This is a genomic window from Paenibacillus sp. FSL H8-0079, assembly GCF_037991315.1.
Classification (GTDB): Bacteria; Bacillota; Bacilli; order Paenibacillales; family Paenibacillaceae; genus Paenibacillus.
In genome coordinates this window covers 3,907,754-3,923,220 of the sequence record NZ_CP150300.1, presented here as the reverse complement: position 1 = coordinate 3,923,220, position 15,467 = coordinate 3,907,754, and the positions used below count along the sequence as shown (strand labels likewise).

The following is a 15,467-nucleotide window of genomic DNA, read 5'->3' as shown; positions in this document are numbered from 1 at the left end:
AGTGGAGACGGTCTTTTGTATAACAGGTCATTGCTTGACCTATATTATTGATTAACGATCGCTGTGATCTCTTCATCCAGATCAAGTCGTACGTTCTCACGGTATGCCCGGATGTTGTATTCACTGTGCAGGTAGCGAAGAATCGCTTCAATCATATTGGATTCCACCAGATATTGACTGCGGCCTTGAATCCAAACTTCAGCGGAATAACCTGTATCTTCTTCCCAGCTCAGTTCTACGTTCACATCGGTTGGACGTACACCCTTACGTTCTGCCATATGAATACAGATTGCATTCACAATTTCATCCATGCTCAGAACCATAGAGATTAGTACCGTCCGTTTCTGTTGCGATCATCATCACGATCATTGCGACGGTCATAACGGCCATTCGCTGCAGGTTTACGACGATTGGAGATGGCTCTGAAGAGTGCCATAGCCAACATAACGATCAACATAATTGCTGCAACGTTCACGAGCAATCCAAGGATGTTACCCAGGGCGCCCATGCCACCGAACAATCCGCCGAACATCATACCAGCAAGACCACCAAGCATCATGCCTTTCATGAATCCGCCGCCACCACCGAAGAATCCACCACCACGAGTTGCAGCTGCACCAGTACCGGAGTTATTGCCGGAATTGGATTGGTTCACGTTACTGTTGGAGTCGGATTTCTTAGGTGTATTGTTATAACTTTTCGTACCGGATTTGAATCCGCCACCACGTCTTGCATCCGCTGAATCCGGATTCGTTACTCCCACTGTTGCGAACAATAATGTAAAGGCCATAAATACCATCATTAGATGTTTAACTCCAAATTTTTTCTTCATTGTAAAGATCGTAACCCCCCGATTAAATTGTTTGAATCGCCCAAAATGGGCCTTACTCATGTAATACGGTCGACTTGCAGGAACGTTTCAAATTTTATTAAATTTCTGAAACGCTTGGACTTGGGTCTTGAATTGCAGCTTGGCCATCAAGCAATTGGGTAACCCAGTTACACCATTCCAGGCCTGTTTGCGCATGCATTAACCCTTTTTGTACCAGGATGTAGCTTCCAAAATCTCGGTTGCCTACACGAAGATTATCCAGAGGTATACGTGATTTCAGTTCCTCGAAATAACGTATGCGTTCCATAAACCAGCTTTTACGCTCATTTAGAATGCGTCTCATGCTTCCGTCTTCCGCAATGCCAACACACAAGATACGCAAATTAAATTCATCGCGCGTAACCGGTGCGGTAACAGGAGTAATCATCCATTCCAAGAGCTTTTCAATGCCTTTTTCCGTAACTGCGTACATTTTCTTGTCCGGTTTGTCAGACTGTTGTACCCAGCGGGAGGCCAATAACTCATCGTTTTCCATCTTGGACAGGAGTGGGTAGATCTGACTGTGTTTCGCCTGCCAATGCGGCTGAATCTTCAGCATCAGATCATAGCCCGATGACTCCTCGCGGGTAAGCAGCCCGAGCAATCCGTAGGAAAGTATGTTCATGCACATGTCTCCTTAATATTAGGGCTGGGTCAGAGAAAATAATCAATTTTGCTTTCTTTGACCGCTTTCATAAAAGTGTACACTGAAACTGTATGGTTTGACAACCTGACAGAGCAACTGCCTCAATTTAGACAAAAAAAGTGCGAACCATAAGGTCCGCACGCCAAACCATTTAGAGAGATGCCTGTTGTCCATACCCCTCAGCGACAAGATCAAGCTCACCTGTAGCAGAATCGATAACCATGCCGTGGACGGGTACATTGGGAGGAAGTAGAGGATGCTTCTTGATCACTTCCACAGTATGTTTTACCCCTTCTTCGACGCTGTCAAACCCGCGCAACCATTTTTGCAAACGGATGCCAGAGTTCTCAAGAGTTGTCATGACTTCTTCAGATACGCCACGTTCAACCATATGTCCAATCATCGTCTCTGCGTGAAGGGAAGCCATACCGCATTCCGTATGTCCGACAACCAGAACTTCATCTGCACCCAGTTCATAGATGGCGACAAGCACACTACGCATTACACTGCCGAAAGGCTGAGAGATAATCGCGCCTGCGTTTTTGATGATTTTCACATCACCGTTCTTCAGATTCATGGCCTTGGGCAGCATTTCCACCAGACGTGTATCCATACAAGTGATGATAACCATCTTTTTGGTTGGAAACTTGCCAGCCGTATACTTTTCGTATTCTTTAGTCTCGACAAATGTTTTGTTGTAAGCCAAAATCTCTTGAATGTTGTTCATGTCCATTGCCTCCTGTTATCCAATACGACGAGCACGGCCACTTGCATTTGATGCAGCTTGTCCTACGCGCCTTTGCGTTATTAGTATATCACGGTCAGCAAATCACATTACTCACCCTTTGTAGTAGAATAATGCAATTTGCCTCTGTTAAAAGTTGATTATACTCAATGGGAAAAGTATCATCAATAGGGTATGACATTTTTTTTGAAGAGGTGAACGATAACAATGGATAAACAAACACAGGAACATTTGGAATCCTTCCGTAATTTGGCTCGTAAAATTAAGAGCTATCATGAAGCCATCGGTTTGCTTCACTGGGATCTGCGCACAGGTGCGCCGAAAAAAGGCGTTCCGACTCGCTCGGAGACGCTGGGTATGCTGTCCACCGAAGCATTCAAGCTGCAAACCTCGGCTGACATGAAGACCTACCTGGATGCATTAACCACTCCAGCGGTATTGGAACAACTCGAAGATATAGATCGTCGTCTGGTTGAAGACTGTAAGAAAGAATATGATCGCAGTCAGTCTGTACCACCTGAGAAAGTACAATCATATACCGTGCTCACGGCGAAGTCCGAAACCGCATGGGAAGATGCCAAGCATAACAGTGATTTTGCAGGGTTCTCACCTTATCTGACAGATATCGTTAAGCTCAAACAGGAGTTTATTGATTATTGGGGTGTGAAGGATACACGGTATGATACGTTGCTTGATATGTATGAGCCTGATCTAACCGTTGAGAAAGTGGATGCTGTGTTCGCTCGCCTCAAAGCACGTTTGGTGCCTCTGCAAGAGAAGATCAATGCTTCAGAAAACAAGCCAAATACAGAGTTCTTGAATCAGTTGTTTGACACCGAGCAGCAGGAAAAGTTCAGTCTGTTCATCCTGGAACAGATGGGATATGACTTTGAAGCCGGACGATTGGACGAGAGTGTTCATCCTTTTGCAACGGGCCTTAACCCGGGTGATGTGCGAATCACGACACATTATCTGCAAGATGATGTAGCAAGCGCAGTCTTCAGTTCACTGCATGAGGGCGGACATGCCCTGTATGAACAAAATATTGATGAGAGTCTGGCGGGTACCCTTCTTGCCGAAGGAACGTCCATGGGTATTCATGAGTCCCAGTCCCGTCTTTGGGAAAATATGATTGGTCGCAGCCTGCCATTCTGGACACGCTATTACAAAGATTTGCAGCAGCATTTCCCGCAACTGAGCGAGGTTGAACTGGAAGATTTCTATCGTGCAATCAACCGGGTGGAGAGTTCACTCATTCGGATTGAAGCCGATGAACTGACCTATAACCTGCACATTATTATCCGGTATGAAATTGAGAAAATGCTGTTTAACGATGGTCTAGAAGTGAAGGACCTGCCGGAAACCTGGAATGCAAAATACAAAGAATACCTCGGTATTATGCCAACGAATGATGGAGAAGGCGTTCTTCAGGATGTTCACTGGTCTGGTGGAGACTTTGGTTACTTTGCATCGTATTCTCTGGGTAATATGTATGCAGCTCAAATTCTACATACATTGCGCAAGGAAATGCCGGAGTTTGATACCCATATTACAGAAGGTAATCTGATTCCAATCAAGGAATGGCTTACAGACAAGATCTATCGATATGGCAAAAGTCGTACACCTTCCGAATTGATTGTTGCCGTAACGGGTGAAGAATTGAACCCGGATTATCTGGCCGATTATTTGGAAGCCAAATATGCCGAGATTTACAAGCTGTAACATACAATAAATAGCATATTTAAACAATGTTTAGAAGAATGGAGAGTCGGGCATGAATGCCCGGCTCTTTTTTGTATTCAAGTTCTTAACCTTTTGTTGGGCATCAGCATATCCATAATAGAGAGAAACTGCTGAAACCAGTGAAGGAGGGAAACAACATGAAATACACGCCATGGTTCGTCCGGGGCATCGTTATTCTGCTAATTATCATTGTGGCACTCACCAGCTGTAATAAGGAAGAGAATGAAGCCAAGATTACGATTGGCGAAGTGACTCGTTCGGTATTTTACGCACCGGAGTATGTGGCGGTGGCTCAAGGTTTTTTTGAGGAGCAGGGACTTGAGGTGGAGATTCAGACGACTGCTGGTGGTGACAAAACGATGGCGGCATTGCTCGCAGGTTCGGTGGATATCGCACTGGTAGGTGCAGAGACGTCCATATACGTCTATCAGCAGGGAGCAGAAGATCCAGTCATTAACTTTGCCCAACTCACCCAGACGGATGGTACTTTTCTGTTCGCACGTAACCCGGAAGGCAGCTTCGATTGGGAGCAATTGAGGGATTCCACATTTCTCGGCCAGCGCAAAGGCGGCATGCCGCAAATGGCAGGGGAGTTCGCACTGAACAAACATGGCATTGATCCGCAAAGTGATCTGGAGTTGATTCAAAATGTGGACTTTGCCAATATTGCGTCTGCTTTCGCCTCAGGCACGGGAGATTATGTTCAACTGTTTGAACCCCAGGCATCCATCTTTGAACAAGAAGGTCGGGGCAAGGTTGTTGCATCGTTTGGCGCAGAAGGTGGTCATCTGCCTTACACGGTCTTCATGACGAAACAGAGCTATCTTAACGACAACAAGGATATCGTGCAGAAATTTACGAACGGTCTGCATAAAGCGCAAGCATGGGTAGATTCCCATACGGCTGAAGAGATTGCAGAAGTCATTACTCCTTTCTTCAAAGACATCGATCCAGCCATTCTGGTCAGCAGTGTGAACCGTTATAAGGAACAGGGCACCTATGCAACAGACCCGATCATTGATGAGGAAGAGTGGAACAATCTGCTTGATGTCATGAGTGCTGCCGGAGAATTGAAAGAACGTGTGGATTTGAATGTCATTGTGGACAATGCCTATGCGGAAGAAGCCACGATATCGAAGTAATGGGTATTCAGGAAAGGAAGTGAGCAGAATGCCTGAATCCGAAAGTGTGATCCGACTGGAAGGGATCTCTCAAGTCTACGTCAGCGAACGGGAAGCTTCATTGGTGATTGAAGACTTGAGTCTTGAGATCCAAAAAGGGGAGTTCGTCAGCCTGGTTGGACCGAGCGGATGCGGTAAAACGACATTGTTGTCGATCATCGCCGGGCTGCTCACACCTACTCAAGGAGAGGTTAAGATTAAGGGGAAGCTCGTTGGCGGCCCTTCAGCGCAGATTGGTTATATGCTGCAACAGGACTATCTGTTTCCATGGCGGACCATTCTGGATAATGCTTTGATCGGACTAGAATTGACAGGCAGACTGGATGAACGGAGCCGTGAGCGTGTACGGGAATTGCTGATAAGCATGGGCTTGGCCGGAACAGAGAATCAGTACCCTTCAGAGCTTTCAGGGGGCATGAGACAGCGGGTCGCCCTGGTGCGCACGCTGGCAACCGATCCGGGAATTTTATTGTTGGATGAACCGTTCTCCGCACTCGATTATCAAACCAAGCTGCAACTGGAGGATCTGGTTTCGGATACGTTAAAAGAGTTTGGCAAAACCTCTGTACTCGTCACTCATGATTTGTCTGAAGCCATTGCGGTCAGCGACCGCGTCATTGTACTGGATCGCAATCCGGGCCGTATCCGTCGTGAATTTATCATTCCCGATGGAATTCGCAAATCTCAGCCGTTTCATGCTAGGGAGCAAGAAGGATTCAATGAGCTGTTTCAGGCGTTATGGAGTGAACTGGACCAGTCCGGGGGAGGTGAGAAAGAAGCGTGAATCAAACGAATCCGAGGCAGGAAAAGCGTGACGAGTGGATGGGACAGCTGCATCGGAATCATATTCAGCAGGTGGCCAGATGGCGACATCAAGTGCTTGCTGTACAGTTATCCATGCTAGTATCTATGTTTTTGCTGTGGGAACTGGCGGGCAGACTACGTTGGATTGATGTGCTTCTGTTCAGTTATCCGAGCAAGATTTTTGCTCAGATCGGTAAGGACATCGCCAGTGGCGAGTTGTGGGCACATGTTGGGGTAACCGTAGGGGAAACGGTAGTTGGTTTTTTGCTGGGTACACTGGTGGGAACCTTACTTGCGGTCTTAATTTGGTGGTCTCCTTTTTTGTCCAAAGTGCTGGACCCCTATATGGTTGTATTCAACAGTATGCCTAAGGTAGCGCTTGGTCCGATCTTTATTGTTATGTTCGGCGCGGGTTTTACAGCCATTGTCATGACCACGTTGTCCATCACGGTCATCATCACGACACTGGTGGTGTATAACAGCTTCAATGAAGTCGATCCCAATTATGTTAAAGTCATTCGTACGTTTGGTGGGGACCGTTCCGAGATTTTTACGAAAGTTGTATTGCCTGCTTCTTTTCCGGCGATTGTATCGACCTTGAAAGTCAACGTAGGCATGGCCTGGGTGGGTGTCATCGTGGGTGAGTTTCTGGTCGCGAAACAAGGGCTCGGTTATCTGATTATTTACGGATTCCAGGTATTCAACTTCACGCTCGTATTATCGAGTCTGTTAATTATTGCTGCAGTTGCAACAGCCATGTATCAACTTGTCGTCTATGCGGAGCGCAAATTGTTGGCTGGTCGCAGGTGATTTGGCCGTGTTTTATTCGTACTATGAACGTTTATAATATGTATACAATTTCACAAGGGGTGTCACGTTGCCCGATACTGTAAAATCAAGTACCATATTTAGTATGAATATTCCGCGCAGATCCGGAATGAATGCGATGATTGGAGAAGAGGGCCTTGAGGTTCTGTCGCAACGATCTAACTTGCCAGCGTCCCTCATTCGGGGCGTGTTGCTGTGACCGGCATGCATGCGCATGTCGGTTGGTGTCGTCTAGTTTACAGTTGGATGAGCCATACTAGTCATGATAAATGAATGAGGCGATGAGCTGGCTAAGAACTTTTTTGCAGCTTAGAGGAGATGGAATGTTAAATGGGTTTTAGGGTAATTAAAACTGCAATCGCCGCATTAATGGCCGTATTGATTGCGGACTGGTGTCGCTTGCCGGGACCAACATCAGCGGGATTGCTTGCGATTCTTGGTGTGGATGTGACGAGAAAACGAAGTATTCGCACCATATCGGCGCGGTTCTTTGCTTCAGTAGTCGGACTTTTATTTGCAAGTGTACTTTTTCACTTTTTAGGCTTCCATTATTGGGTGCTGGCCGTATACATATTGATCGCATTCCCGGTTATTGTTCGGGTAGGCTTCAAGGAAGGCATTGTAACAGGTTCAGTTGTGGTGTTTCGGGTGTTTGGCGGCGGAGAGATGGACGTGCATGTCATCCTCGTGCAAATTGCTTTGCTGCTGATTGGTCTTGGTTCAGCAATGGCAGTTAACCTGGCTTATATGCCGGCAGCCGATCCACAAATGCTGCGCATCCGCAAACGAATCGATGAACTCTTCTCGAAGATCTTCAAGGAATTCGCGGCCACGCTACGTAATCCCAATGAAGCTTGGGCGGGGAGAGAATTAATTGAAGCAGATAAAGCAATTCTGGGCGGCATTGATGCAGCCAAGCGTTCGCTGGAGAATCAGGTGATTCATCCGAATGAGGAATGGAGTGTCTACTTCTATATGCGCAAAACGCAGCTGGACTCCATCCAGCACATGATGCATCTGGTGTCCCAGATTTATGAGAAGATGCCACATGCGGAAATGGTATCGGAACTGTTCGATCAGCTTAGTCAGGATGTACTTACTGAATCCTACACCGGACGAACTGAAAAACTTCTTGCGGATGTGCAAGAAGAATTCAGACGTATGGAGTTGCCGGATACAAGGGAAGAATTCGAGATTCGCTCCGCAATTCTCCAGCTGTGCCGTGAACTCGCGCTGTATCTGAAAGTCGCAAAGAAGGACAAAGCGCCGTCCCCAATCTCGGACCGGTCCCAATCTACAAACGAATAATAGAAAATAGTTGTCACCCTAGACGAATGCCCTGCATACACTTGTAGTGAATGATTGTATGGAGGAGGTTTAAAGATGTCATTGAGTCATAAACATCAATGTAGAGAGATTATCACGAAGGCGATCTGCGGCAAAGGTCGTAAGTTCTCTACCGTAACACATACCGTGACTCCGCCAAATGGTCCGACAAGTATTTTGGGGGCTTGGATTATCAACCACCAATATGAAGCCGTATCAGCGGGTGACGGAATTGAAGTTATTGGTACTTACGATATCAACATTTGGTATTCCTATGACAAGAATTCGCAGACGGATGTAGCCAAAGAAACGGTGTCGTATGTAGAACATGTGCCTTTGTCCTATCTGGATCCGAAACACCGGACTTCCACAGTAGAGGTATCTGCGGATGCAACGCAGGAACCTAGCTGTGTGGAAGCCACAGTATCAGCAGGTGGAAGCAGTGTAATTATCCGAGTAGAACGGGAATTCGCTGTGGAACTCGTTGCCGAGACTAAAGTTTGCGTGAAGGTCTGCACAGATGGTTGCGGTGATTACGAAGACAAGGATTATGACTTTGGCAGTGGTGATGGAGATTATGACGATCTCGATCCCGATCTGCTCGACGATGAGCTGTGAGTTTGACGCCTTTATTTGATAACCTAAGGTATCATATGCGCCGGAAGGCGCGGTGAAGAGGGCGTGAGCCCTCTTTCTTCTTAAATATTGAAAAATGGGTGGTAACGAGCCTCGCAATGTGCCTGGAATACCTTTCACGTGAAGGCTCCGCATTGCGGGGTTATTTTTATTTTAGTTGCATGATCCGGGAGGGGGGACGTAATGAATGTGATGGAACAAGCGGAGGAAGCGCTACGCCGATATGAAAATATGACCTCTGCTCAACGTAGAGAACGGTTGAAACAGGCAGGTATAGAAGTATTGTCACTACAGGATCGGCGCAAGCGTGAACCCGGTTTGCGTGTACGCTACGATGTAGAGATAAGCTGTCTGCAGGCGATCAGGATCAAGCGCAAGGATACTAGCGGCATGGGAGGGACGCAAGAAAGTTTGTTAGAGCGTGAGGAGAGTTCAACCTTATTCAAGCGTGTTGAACGACTTGCAATCAAAACGCTGTATACGCTAGGACTTGATCATGGGGCTGTTCGAATGGAATCCTCTGGGAACGGCGGTTGTGCCGTGATTTCGATTGATCCGTGCCCTTGGAAAGGGGTGACCAATCTTGCTGCTACCTACAGGGAAAGCTGGAAGCAGCAGCAGGAACTGCTGGATGAGGAACGTAATCATAGACCCACGCCTATACTAGGTATGGACCCTGAGTTTCTTCTGGTACAGATGCCAGAATCCAAAATCGTACCCGCCTCCAGATTTCTGGAACGCACAGGAATGGCAGGTTGTGATTCCGTGACGATTGGTGGCAGGCGCATATACCCAATTGCTGAATTGCGGCCCGCACCCAGCTCTGAACCGCGTGAGCTACTGGCTCATCTCATGAGGGCATTTGCAGCGGCTTCCCGCAGCATCAGTGATCACTCACTCATCTGGCAGGCAGGCGGGATGCCGCAACGTGGGTTACCTCTTGGGGGTCATATTCATTTTAGTGGCGTGAATCTTACCGGGGAACTGCTCCGTGGACTGGACAATTATCTGGCATTGCCGCTGGCGTTTCTTCAAGATCCGCGTGGATCGGAGAGACGGCCACGTTATGGAGCGCTTGGTGATTTTCGCCTGAAATCCTACGGTGGGTTTGAGTATCGTACGTTACCCAGCTTTCTTGTGTCGCCCCTCGTTGCGAAAGGCGTTGTGGCCTTGGCAGGTCTGATCGCGAGCGGGTATACTCAATTACGGCAGCGTCCGTTGGAGAAAGCTGAGGTTCATACCGCTTTTTATGAAGGAAAGCGCGAAGTGATCAAGGAACACATTCCAGCTCTGGTAGATGATCTGAAGAGGTTGGATGGATATGCACGTTATGAACGGTATGCGTCACCGTTACTCCTTCAATTAAAACTGGGAAGAACCTGGGATGAGAGCCGAGATATTCGCAAACTCTGGAATATTCGGGCAGGTTCATGAAGAACGGACGTTTTTTTGATATAATAAGAAACAAGTCTTTTATTAAGTAATAAGCTACTACGGAAGATATGGAGCAGCAACCCTTGAAGGAAGTGGCGAATAGCCAACACATAAGGCGGAGGCGCAAACACAGTGCCTGACCGTCTTATTGTCCTTCCAGGACGCGTTTCTTCCTGACATTATAGGAACGGGATGGAGGATATTCATCATGGCTCAGTATACGCCAATGATTCAACAATATTTGCAAGTGAAGGCCGAAGCACAAGATGCTTTTCTATTTTTTAGACTGGGTGACTTCTATGAATTGTTCTTCGAGGATGCGATTAATGCTTCCCGTGAACTTGAGATCACGCTGACCGCACGCAACGGAGGCACGGATGACAAAATTCCGATGTGCGGTGTACCTTATCATTCGGCTGACAATTACATACAGCGTCTGATTGAAAAAGGATATAAAGTCGCGATATGTGAACAGATGGAAGATGCGAGTGTAACCAAAGGCATGGTACGACGTGAAATTGTACGTGTGGTCACACCCGGAACGGTGATGGAAGGTAAGACGCTGGGGGACAAATCCAACAACTACATGGTGTGTCTTACAGGTAATCAAAATACGCTGGCGCTTGCAGCCTGTGATCTTTCAACGGGTGAGTTGTATGTGACATCCGTACCCTATTCCAAGGAATGGCTCAAAGATGAAATCGGCATCTATGAACCATCAGAGCTTGTGGGGGATGCAGCGCTGCTTGAAACGGTAGAATCCGAGGCATCTCCAATCGGTCGCCCTGTGGTCTACACGTCCTGGACAAAGAATAAGGAAGATCTGGTCCGTCAGCAGTTTGGAGAGGCTGTGTGGGCCAGATTGGAGCCTGAACGTCAAGCGTGTATTGCACGACTTTTCTCCTATCTGAGTGAGACACAGAAACGTTCTCTGGGGCAATTAACTCAAATCTCAACGTATGAGCCCGATCATTACATGATCTTGGACCCGTTTACCCGCCGAAACCTGGAATTGGTGGAAACCGTGCGTGAGCGCTCCAAAAAAGGTTCATTGCTCTGGTTGCTTGATCGGACCGAGACGTCCATGGGTGCAAGAATGCTGCGTCGCTGGGTTGATAAGCCATTATTGCAAAAAGGGAAGATTAATGAGCGTCTTGAAGCGGTGGATACGCTGTACAACCAGTTTATATTACGTGAGGACCTGCGGGCAGAACTCAAAGACATCTATGATCTGGAGCGCTTGGTAGGCCGGATTGCTTTTGGTAATGCCAATGGTCGTGACCTGAATGCGCTCAAGTCATCGCTGGAGAAAATTCCAGGACTTCGTCAACATTGCGCAGGATCTTCTTCCGCAACATTGCAGCATATTGCCGAAACGATGGATGATTGCAATGATCTGCGTGAAGCCATCGGGCAAGCCATTGTGGACGAGCCACCGGTATCGGTAAGGGACGGAGGCCTGATTCGTGAAGGGTACCATGAACGTCTGGATGAATTGCGTGAAGCTTCGGTTAACGGGAAACAGTGGATTGCGGAGTTGGAAGCGCGAGAGCGTGAGGCGACAGGCATTCGATCGTTGAAGATTGGATATAACAAAGTGTTTGGTTATTATATCGAGATCACCAAGTCCAATCTGTCCGCGTTGCCAGAGGGACGTTATGAACGTAAACAGACACTTGCCAATGCAGAACGATATATTACGCCAGAGTTGAAGGAGAAAGAGACGCTGATTCTCGAAGCTCAGGACAAAATGGTTGATATTGAATATGGACTGTTTGCGGAACTGCGCGAGCGGCTGAACAAAGAAATTGCAAGACTGCAGAAGCTGGCCGAGCAGGTTGCAGAGATTGATGTATATCAATCTTTTGCGGTGATTAGCGCTGAGCGTAACTTTGTACGGCCTACGCTGACCGACGGTTATGACTTGGTTGTGGAAGAAGGACGCCATCCGGTCGTCGAGGCGGTTATGCGAGACGGCGCATTTATTGCCAATCACACGGCAATGACCAAGGAAGAGGCACGTATTCTGCTGATTACCGGTCCAAATATGGCTGGTAAGAGTACGTATATGCGACAGGTCGCTTTAATCTCCATTTTGGCGCAAGTGGGTTGTTTTGTACCTGCGGGTCAGGCCGAAGTGCCGATCATGGATCGTATTTTCACACGCATTGGTGCCGCGGATGATCTCATTGGCGGACAAAGTACATTCATGGTGGAGATGGCCGACATTCAGGTTATGACGGATAAAGCTACACCACGCAGTCTGATTATTATCGATGAATTGGGACGGGGAACGTCAACCAGCGAAGGTATGGCCATTGCTCAGTCTGTTATTGAATATGTACATGATATTATCGGCTGTAAAGCCCTTGTATCGACTCACTTCCATGAACTTGCTCATCTGGAGGAGAGTCTGGACAAGCTGGCCAACTACTCGATGGCAGTACAGGAGAGCGGCGACAAGGTTAATTTCCTGCGTAAATTGATTGCAGGAGCAGCTAGTAGCAGTTATGGTATCTATTGCGCTCGTCTTGCAGGTCTTCCTGATAGCATTATTGAGCGGGCTAATGGATTGTTGCATGGGTTTGAGCATGCAGCTGCGCAGGTAGCGGTGGGCAGTGAGTATGTCGGTAGCGAGAAGCAGGAAGCAGGACTGAATGTCAAAGGTGTAGAATTCCAGCACACGGATTCAGCACCATTGATTCGGGAGCGTGACACTGTGGAAAGTACAGATTACACACCTTCTATTGAAGATTCAGCCGGGAAGCAGCATGCTAAGAAACTGAACGGCAAAGGACAGTCCAATGCGAGCCATTCGGATGTTGTTCAACTGTCCATCTTTGGAGATGATGAGCCGAGTGTGGCAACGAAAGCGGATGTAGTTGCGGTGGATAAACCAGCGCGAGAATTCATCCGTACGATGAAAGATATCGATGTCATGAATATGACGCCTCTTCAGGCGATGCAGATATTGAATGATCTCAAATTGAAGGCACAGCAATTATCCTGAGTATAAGGGAGGGGAAAACCTGTGGCGAAAATACATGTGCTTGATGAACATATTGCCAACCAGATCGCGGCGGGTGAGGTGGTCGAACGACCTGCTTCAGTCGTCAAAGAGTTGCTCGAAAACTCGGTGGATGCAGGCGCCACCAAGATTGAAGTGACGGTGGAAGAGGGCGGACTCCTCAGTATTCGTGTCAAAGACAATGGTTCAGGTATTGAGCCAGAGGATATGGAAACGGCCTTTTATCGTCATGCGACCAGCAAAATAGCCCATGGCCGAGATCTGTTCCAGATCACTAGTCTTGGATTCCGCGGAGAAGCCTTGGCGAGTATTGCAGCCGTATCTAAGGTAGAGGTTCTATCGGCAAGTGGTAATGACGGGCGGGGGCGCCGCATCGTAATTGAAGGTGGAAACCTTCGTACTCATGAAGATGCAACCTCACCCCAAGGTACAGATTTTGCAGTGAGAGAACTATTTTACAATACACCTGCCAGACTCAAATATATGAAAACGATCCAGACGGAACTGGGACATATATCAGATGTCCTTTACCGTATGGCGATGTCTCATCCAAACATTTCGTTCCGACTGCGCCATAATGAGAATGTGTTGCTTCAGACGTTGGGTAATGGCGATCTGCTGCAAGTGGTTGCAGCGATCTATGGGACAAGTGCTGCGAAAGCGATGCTTCCCATTCAGGGTGAAAGTCTGGATTACCGGGTGAGCGGGCTGATCAGCCTGCCAGAATGGACACGAGCGAATCGTAATGGTATGTCAACGATTGTTAATGGGAGATTTGTTCGCAATTACGGTCTCAATCAGGCGATTCTCAAAGCCTACCATACCTTGCTGCCCATTAATCGCTTCCCTCTTGTCGTGGTGCAACTGGAGATGCATCCATCCCTTGTGGATGTGAACGTGCATCCGGCCAAGTTGGAGGTGCGCTTCAGCAAGGAACCGGAACTGTATGAATTCATAGAGACGACATTACGGGGGATACTCCGGCAGGAAGTATTGATTCCACAGGTCAAAAAGCAGCAGATTCGACGCGGAGACGATAGCTCCTTTATCCAGGAACAATTCCTCTTTCCACGGGGTCCTCTGAAAGATGCATCTGATGCAGAAGGATATGGACAACAAGGTCCACTCGGGAAACCTGCTAGTGCATCCCTGAAGTTGACTACGGAAGATGATGATCTGGATTTGGATGCTCCGGCGGATGTGGCCACAGGACAGCCAGTATCTGAACAGGGTCAGTCGGTGCCACTGCCCGAAGCTCCACCTGAGATTACACACGCCCCTGAGCAGTTAGAAAGTTGGAACGGGGATATTTTGCAGAAAATTGCTAGTCATGACGGGGGGCAGACATCCGTTAACGTGCAAGAAGGTACTAAGGATGTAAGTACAAGTTTTACCGAAACTGTTCCCAAATCTGACCTCTCTTCTCAAGATGGTGGGGATCGTGGAGCAACAGAAAAACCGTTGGCTGAAGGTAAACCAGCTACGTATCGCTCCGAATCCGTAAATTCACCGGTTAGGGAAGCTCGGACAACCTACAACCCGTCTTCGATTGCAAGAGGTGAACGGACGTGGAAAACCTCAGGTCTGCCTGATGCCACTAAACTTGCTGCTGCCATTAAATCAGATGCATCCATGCCTGCATTTCCGGAGCTGAGTCTGATCGGACAGCATCATGGTACGTATTTGATCGCGCAAAATGACCAAGGTTTATATTTGATTGATCAGCATGCCGCTCATGAACGTGTCAATTATGAGTACTATTACGAGAAATTTGGTAACCCTGCCCAGGCCTCACAAGAGTTACTGCTGCCTATTACGCTGGAGTTTACACCTTCGGAGACGGAAAAACTGAAAACAAGGCTGGCCTGGTTCGAACAGGCGGGTGTATATTTGGAGCATTTCGGTGGACAGACGTTCCGCGTGCGTTCCCATCCGTTCTGGTTCCCCAAAGGGGACGAGAAAGACATTATCGAAGAAATGTCCGAGTGGGTGTTGAGTGAACGCAGCATAGATGTAGCCAAGATGCGAGAAGCTGCATCCATTATGTGCTCCTGCAAGGCGTCTATCAAAGCCAACCAGAAGCTGACGGATCAGGAGGCAGAAGTGCTGATTCAGCGTCTGGGTTCATGTCGTCAGCCCTACACTTGTCCACATGGGCGGCCGATTGTGATTTCATTTTCAACATATGATCTGGAAAAATTGTTCAAACGTGTTATGTAGCTATT

At 47.8% G+C, this 15,467-nt stretch carries 13 protein-coding genes; 9 read left to right on the top strand and 4 right to left on the bottom strand.

Features of this window, described 5'->3' with window-relative positions; all coding sequences use genetic code 11:
* Positions 1-44: 44 nt before the first annotated feature.
* The 4 genes from MHI06_RS17420 to MHI06_RS17405 form a co-directional block, all read right to left on the bottom strand.
* Positions 45-323 carry a YxcD family protein gene (locus MHI06_RS17420; protein WP_017687903.1) on the bottom strand — a complete coding sequence of 93 codons (279 nt, stop codon included), beginning with the start codon at positions 321-323 and terminating at the stop codon, positions 45-47.
* A 5-nt stretch (positions 324-328) separates the two neighbouring features.
* On the bottom strand, positions 329-832 hold the full coding sequence (locus MHI06_RS17415) for a hypothetical protein (protein ID WP_340398579.1): 504 nt from the start codon (positions 830-832) through the stop codon (positions 329-331).
* 97 nt (positions 833-929) lie between these two features.
* A complete protein-coding gene (locus tag MHI06_RS17410) occupies positions 930-1,496 on the bottom strand; it encodes a PadR family transcriptional regulator (RefSeq protein WP_169481076.1) in 567 nt (188 codons plus the stop codon).
* Between the two features lie 172 nt (positions 1,497-1,668).
* Positions 1,669-2,244 carry a carbonic anhydrase gene (locus MHI06_RS17405; protein WP_169481075.1) on the bottom strand — a complete coding sequence of 192 codons (576 nt, stop codon included), beginning with the start codon at positions 2,242-2,244 and terminating at the stop codon, positions 1,669-1,671.
* Positions 2,245-2,469: 225 nt separating this feature from the next.
* Between MHI06_RS17405 and MHI06_RS17400 the strand changes: the two genes are divergently transcribed.
* The 9 genes from MHI06_RS17400 (at position 2,470) to mutL (ending at position 15,462) form a co-directional block, all read left to right on the top strand.
* Entirely contained in the window at positions 2,470-3,984 is a 1,515-nt protein-coding gene (locus MHI06_RS17400) for a carboxypeptidase M32 (protein ID WP_340398578.1), read from the top strand.
* Between the two features lie 158 nt (positions 3,985-4,142).
* Positions 4,143-5,147, top strand: a complete 1,005-nt coding sequence (locus MHI06_RS17395) for an ABC transporter substrate-binding protein (protein ID WP_340398577.1) — start codon at positions 4,143-4,145, stop codon at positions 5,145-5,147.
* 28 nt (positions 5,148-5,175) lie between these two features.
* Positions 5,176-5,970, top strand: coding sequence for an ABC transporter ATP-binding protein (locus tag MHI06_RS17390; RefSeq protein WP_340398576.1), 795 nt, complete (start codon positions 5,176-5,178; stop codon positions 5,968-5,970).
* Between the two features lie 38 nt (positions 5,971-6,008).
* Complete coding sequence (locus MHI06_RS17385; protein WP_340402142.1) at positions 6,009-6,800, top strand: ABC transporter permease; 792 nt, start codon at positions 6,009-6,011, stop codon at positions 6,798-6,800.
* Between the two features lie 348 nt (positions 6,801-7,148).
* A complete protein-coding gene (locus MHI06_RS17380) occupies positions 7,149-8,126 on the top strand; it encodes an aromatic acid exporter family protein (protein ID WP_169481071.1) in 978 nt (325 codons plus the stop codon).
* Positions 8,127-8,201: 75 nt separating this feature from the next.
* Entirely contained in the window at positions 8,202-8,762 is a 561-nt protein-coding gene (locus tag MHI06_RS17375) for an outer spore coat protein CotE (protein WP_062835006.1), read from the top strand.
* A 201-nt stretch (positions 8,763-8,963) separates the two neighbouring features.
* The gene (locus MHI06_RS17370) at positions 8,964-10,214 is read left to right on the top strand and encodes a hypothetical protein (protein WP_340398575.1); all 1,251 of its coding nucleotides are present in this window, start codon (positions 8,964-8,966) and stop codon (positions 10,212-10,214) included.
* A 208-nt stretch (positions 10,215-10,422) separates the two neighbouring features.
* Complete coding sequence (mutS, locus tag MHI06_RS17365; RefSeq protein ID WP_340398574.1) at positions 10,423-13,224, top strand: DNA mismatch repair protein MutS; 2,802 nt, start codon at positions 10,423-10,425, stop codon at positions 13,222-13,224.
* A gap of 21 nt (positions 13,225-13,245) precedes the next feature.
* The gene (mutL, locus tag MHI06_RS17360; protein ID WP_340398573.1) at positions 13,246-15,462 is read left to right on the top strand and encodes a DNA mismatch repair endonuclease MutL; all 2,217 of its coding nucleotides are present in this window, start codon (positions 13,246-13,248) and stop codon (positions 15,460-15,462) included.
* The last annotated feature ends 5 nt before the right edge of the window (positions 15,463-15,467 follow it).

Excerpts from the sequence above, each read along its gene's own strand:
- MHI06_RS17420 (WP_017687903.1), bottom strand. The coding sequence starts at position 323 with ATGGTTCTGAGCATGGATGAAATTGTGAATGCAATCTGTATTCATATG.
- MHI06_RS17415 (WP_340398579.1), bottom strand. The coding sequence starts at position 832 with ATGAAGAAAAAATTTGGAGTTAAACATCTAATGATGGTATTTATGGCC.
- MHI06_RS17410 (WP_169481076.1), bottom strand. The coding sequence starts at position 1,496 with ATGAACATACTTTCCTACGGATTGCTCGGGCTGCTTACCCGCGAGGAG.
- MHI06_RS17405 (WP_169481075.1), bottom strand. The coding sequence starts at position 2,244 with ATGAACAACATTCAAGAGATTTTGGCTTACAACAAAACATTTGTCGAG.
- MHI06_RS17400 (WP_340398578.1), top strand. The coding sequence starts at position 2,470 with ATGGATAAACAAACACAGGAACATTTGGAATCCTTCCGTAATTTGGCT.
- MHI06_RS17395 (WP_340398577.1), top strand. The coding sequence starts at position 4,143 with ATGAAATACACGCCATGGTTCGTCCGGGGCATCGTTATTCTGCTAATT.
- MHI06_RS17390 (WP_340398576.1), top strand. The coding sequence starts at position 5,176 with ATGCCTGAATCCGAAAGTGTGATCCGACTGGAAGGGATCTCTCAAGTC.
- MHI06_RS17385 (WP_340402142.1), top strand. The coding sequence starts at position 6,009 with ATGGGACAGCTGCATCGGAATCATATTCAGCAGGTGGCCAGATGGCGA.
- MHI06_RS17380 (WP_169481071.1), top strand. The coding sequence starts at position 7,149 with ATGGGTTTTAGGGTAATTAAAACTGCAATCGCCGCATTAATGGCCGTA.
- MHI06_RS17375 (WP_062835006.1), top strand. The coding sequence starts at position 8,202 with ATGTCATTGAGTCATAAACATCAATGTAGAGAGATTATCACGAAGGCG.
- MHI06_RS17370 (WP_340398575.1), top strand. The coding sequence starts at position 8,964 with ATGAATGTGATGGAACAAGCGGAGGAAGCGCTACGCCGATATGAAAAT.
- mutS (WP_340398574.1), top strand. The coding sequence starts at position 10,423 with ATGGCTCAGTATACGCCAATGATTCAACAATATTTGCAAGTGAAGGCC.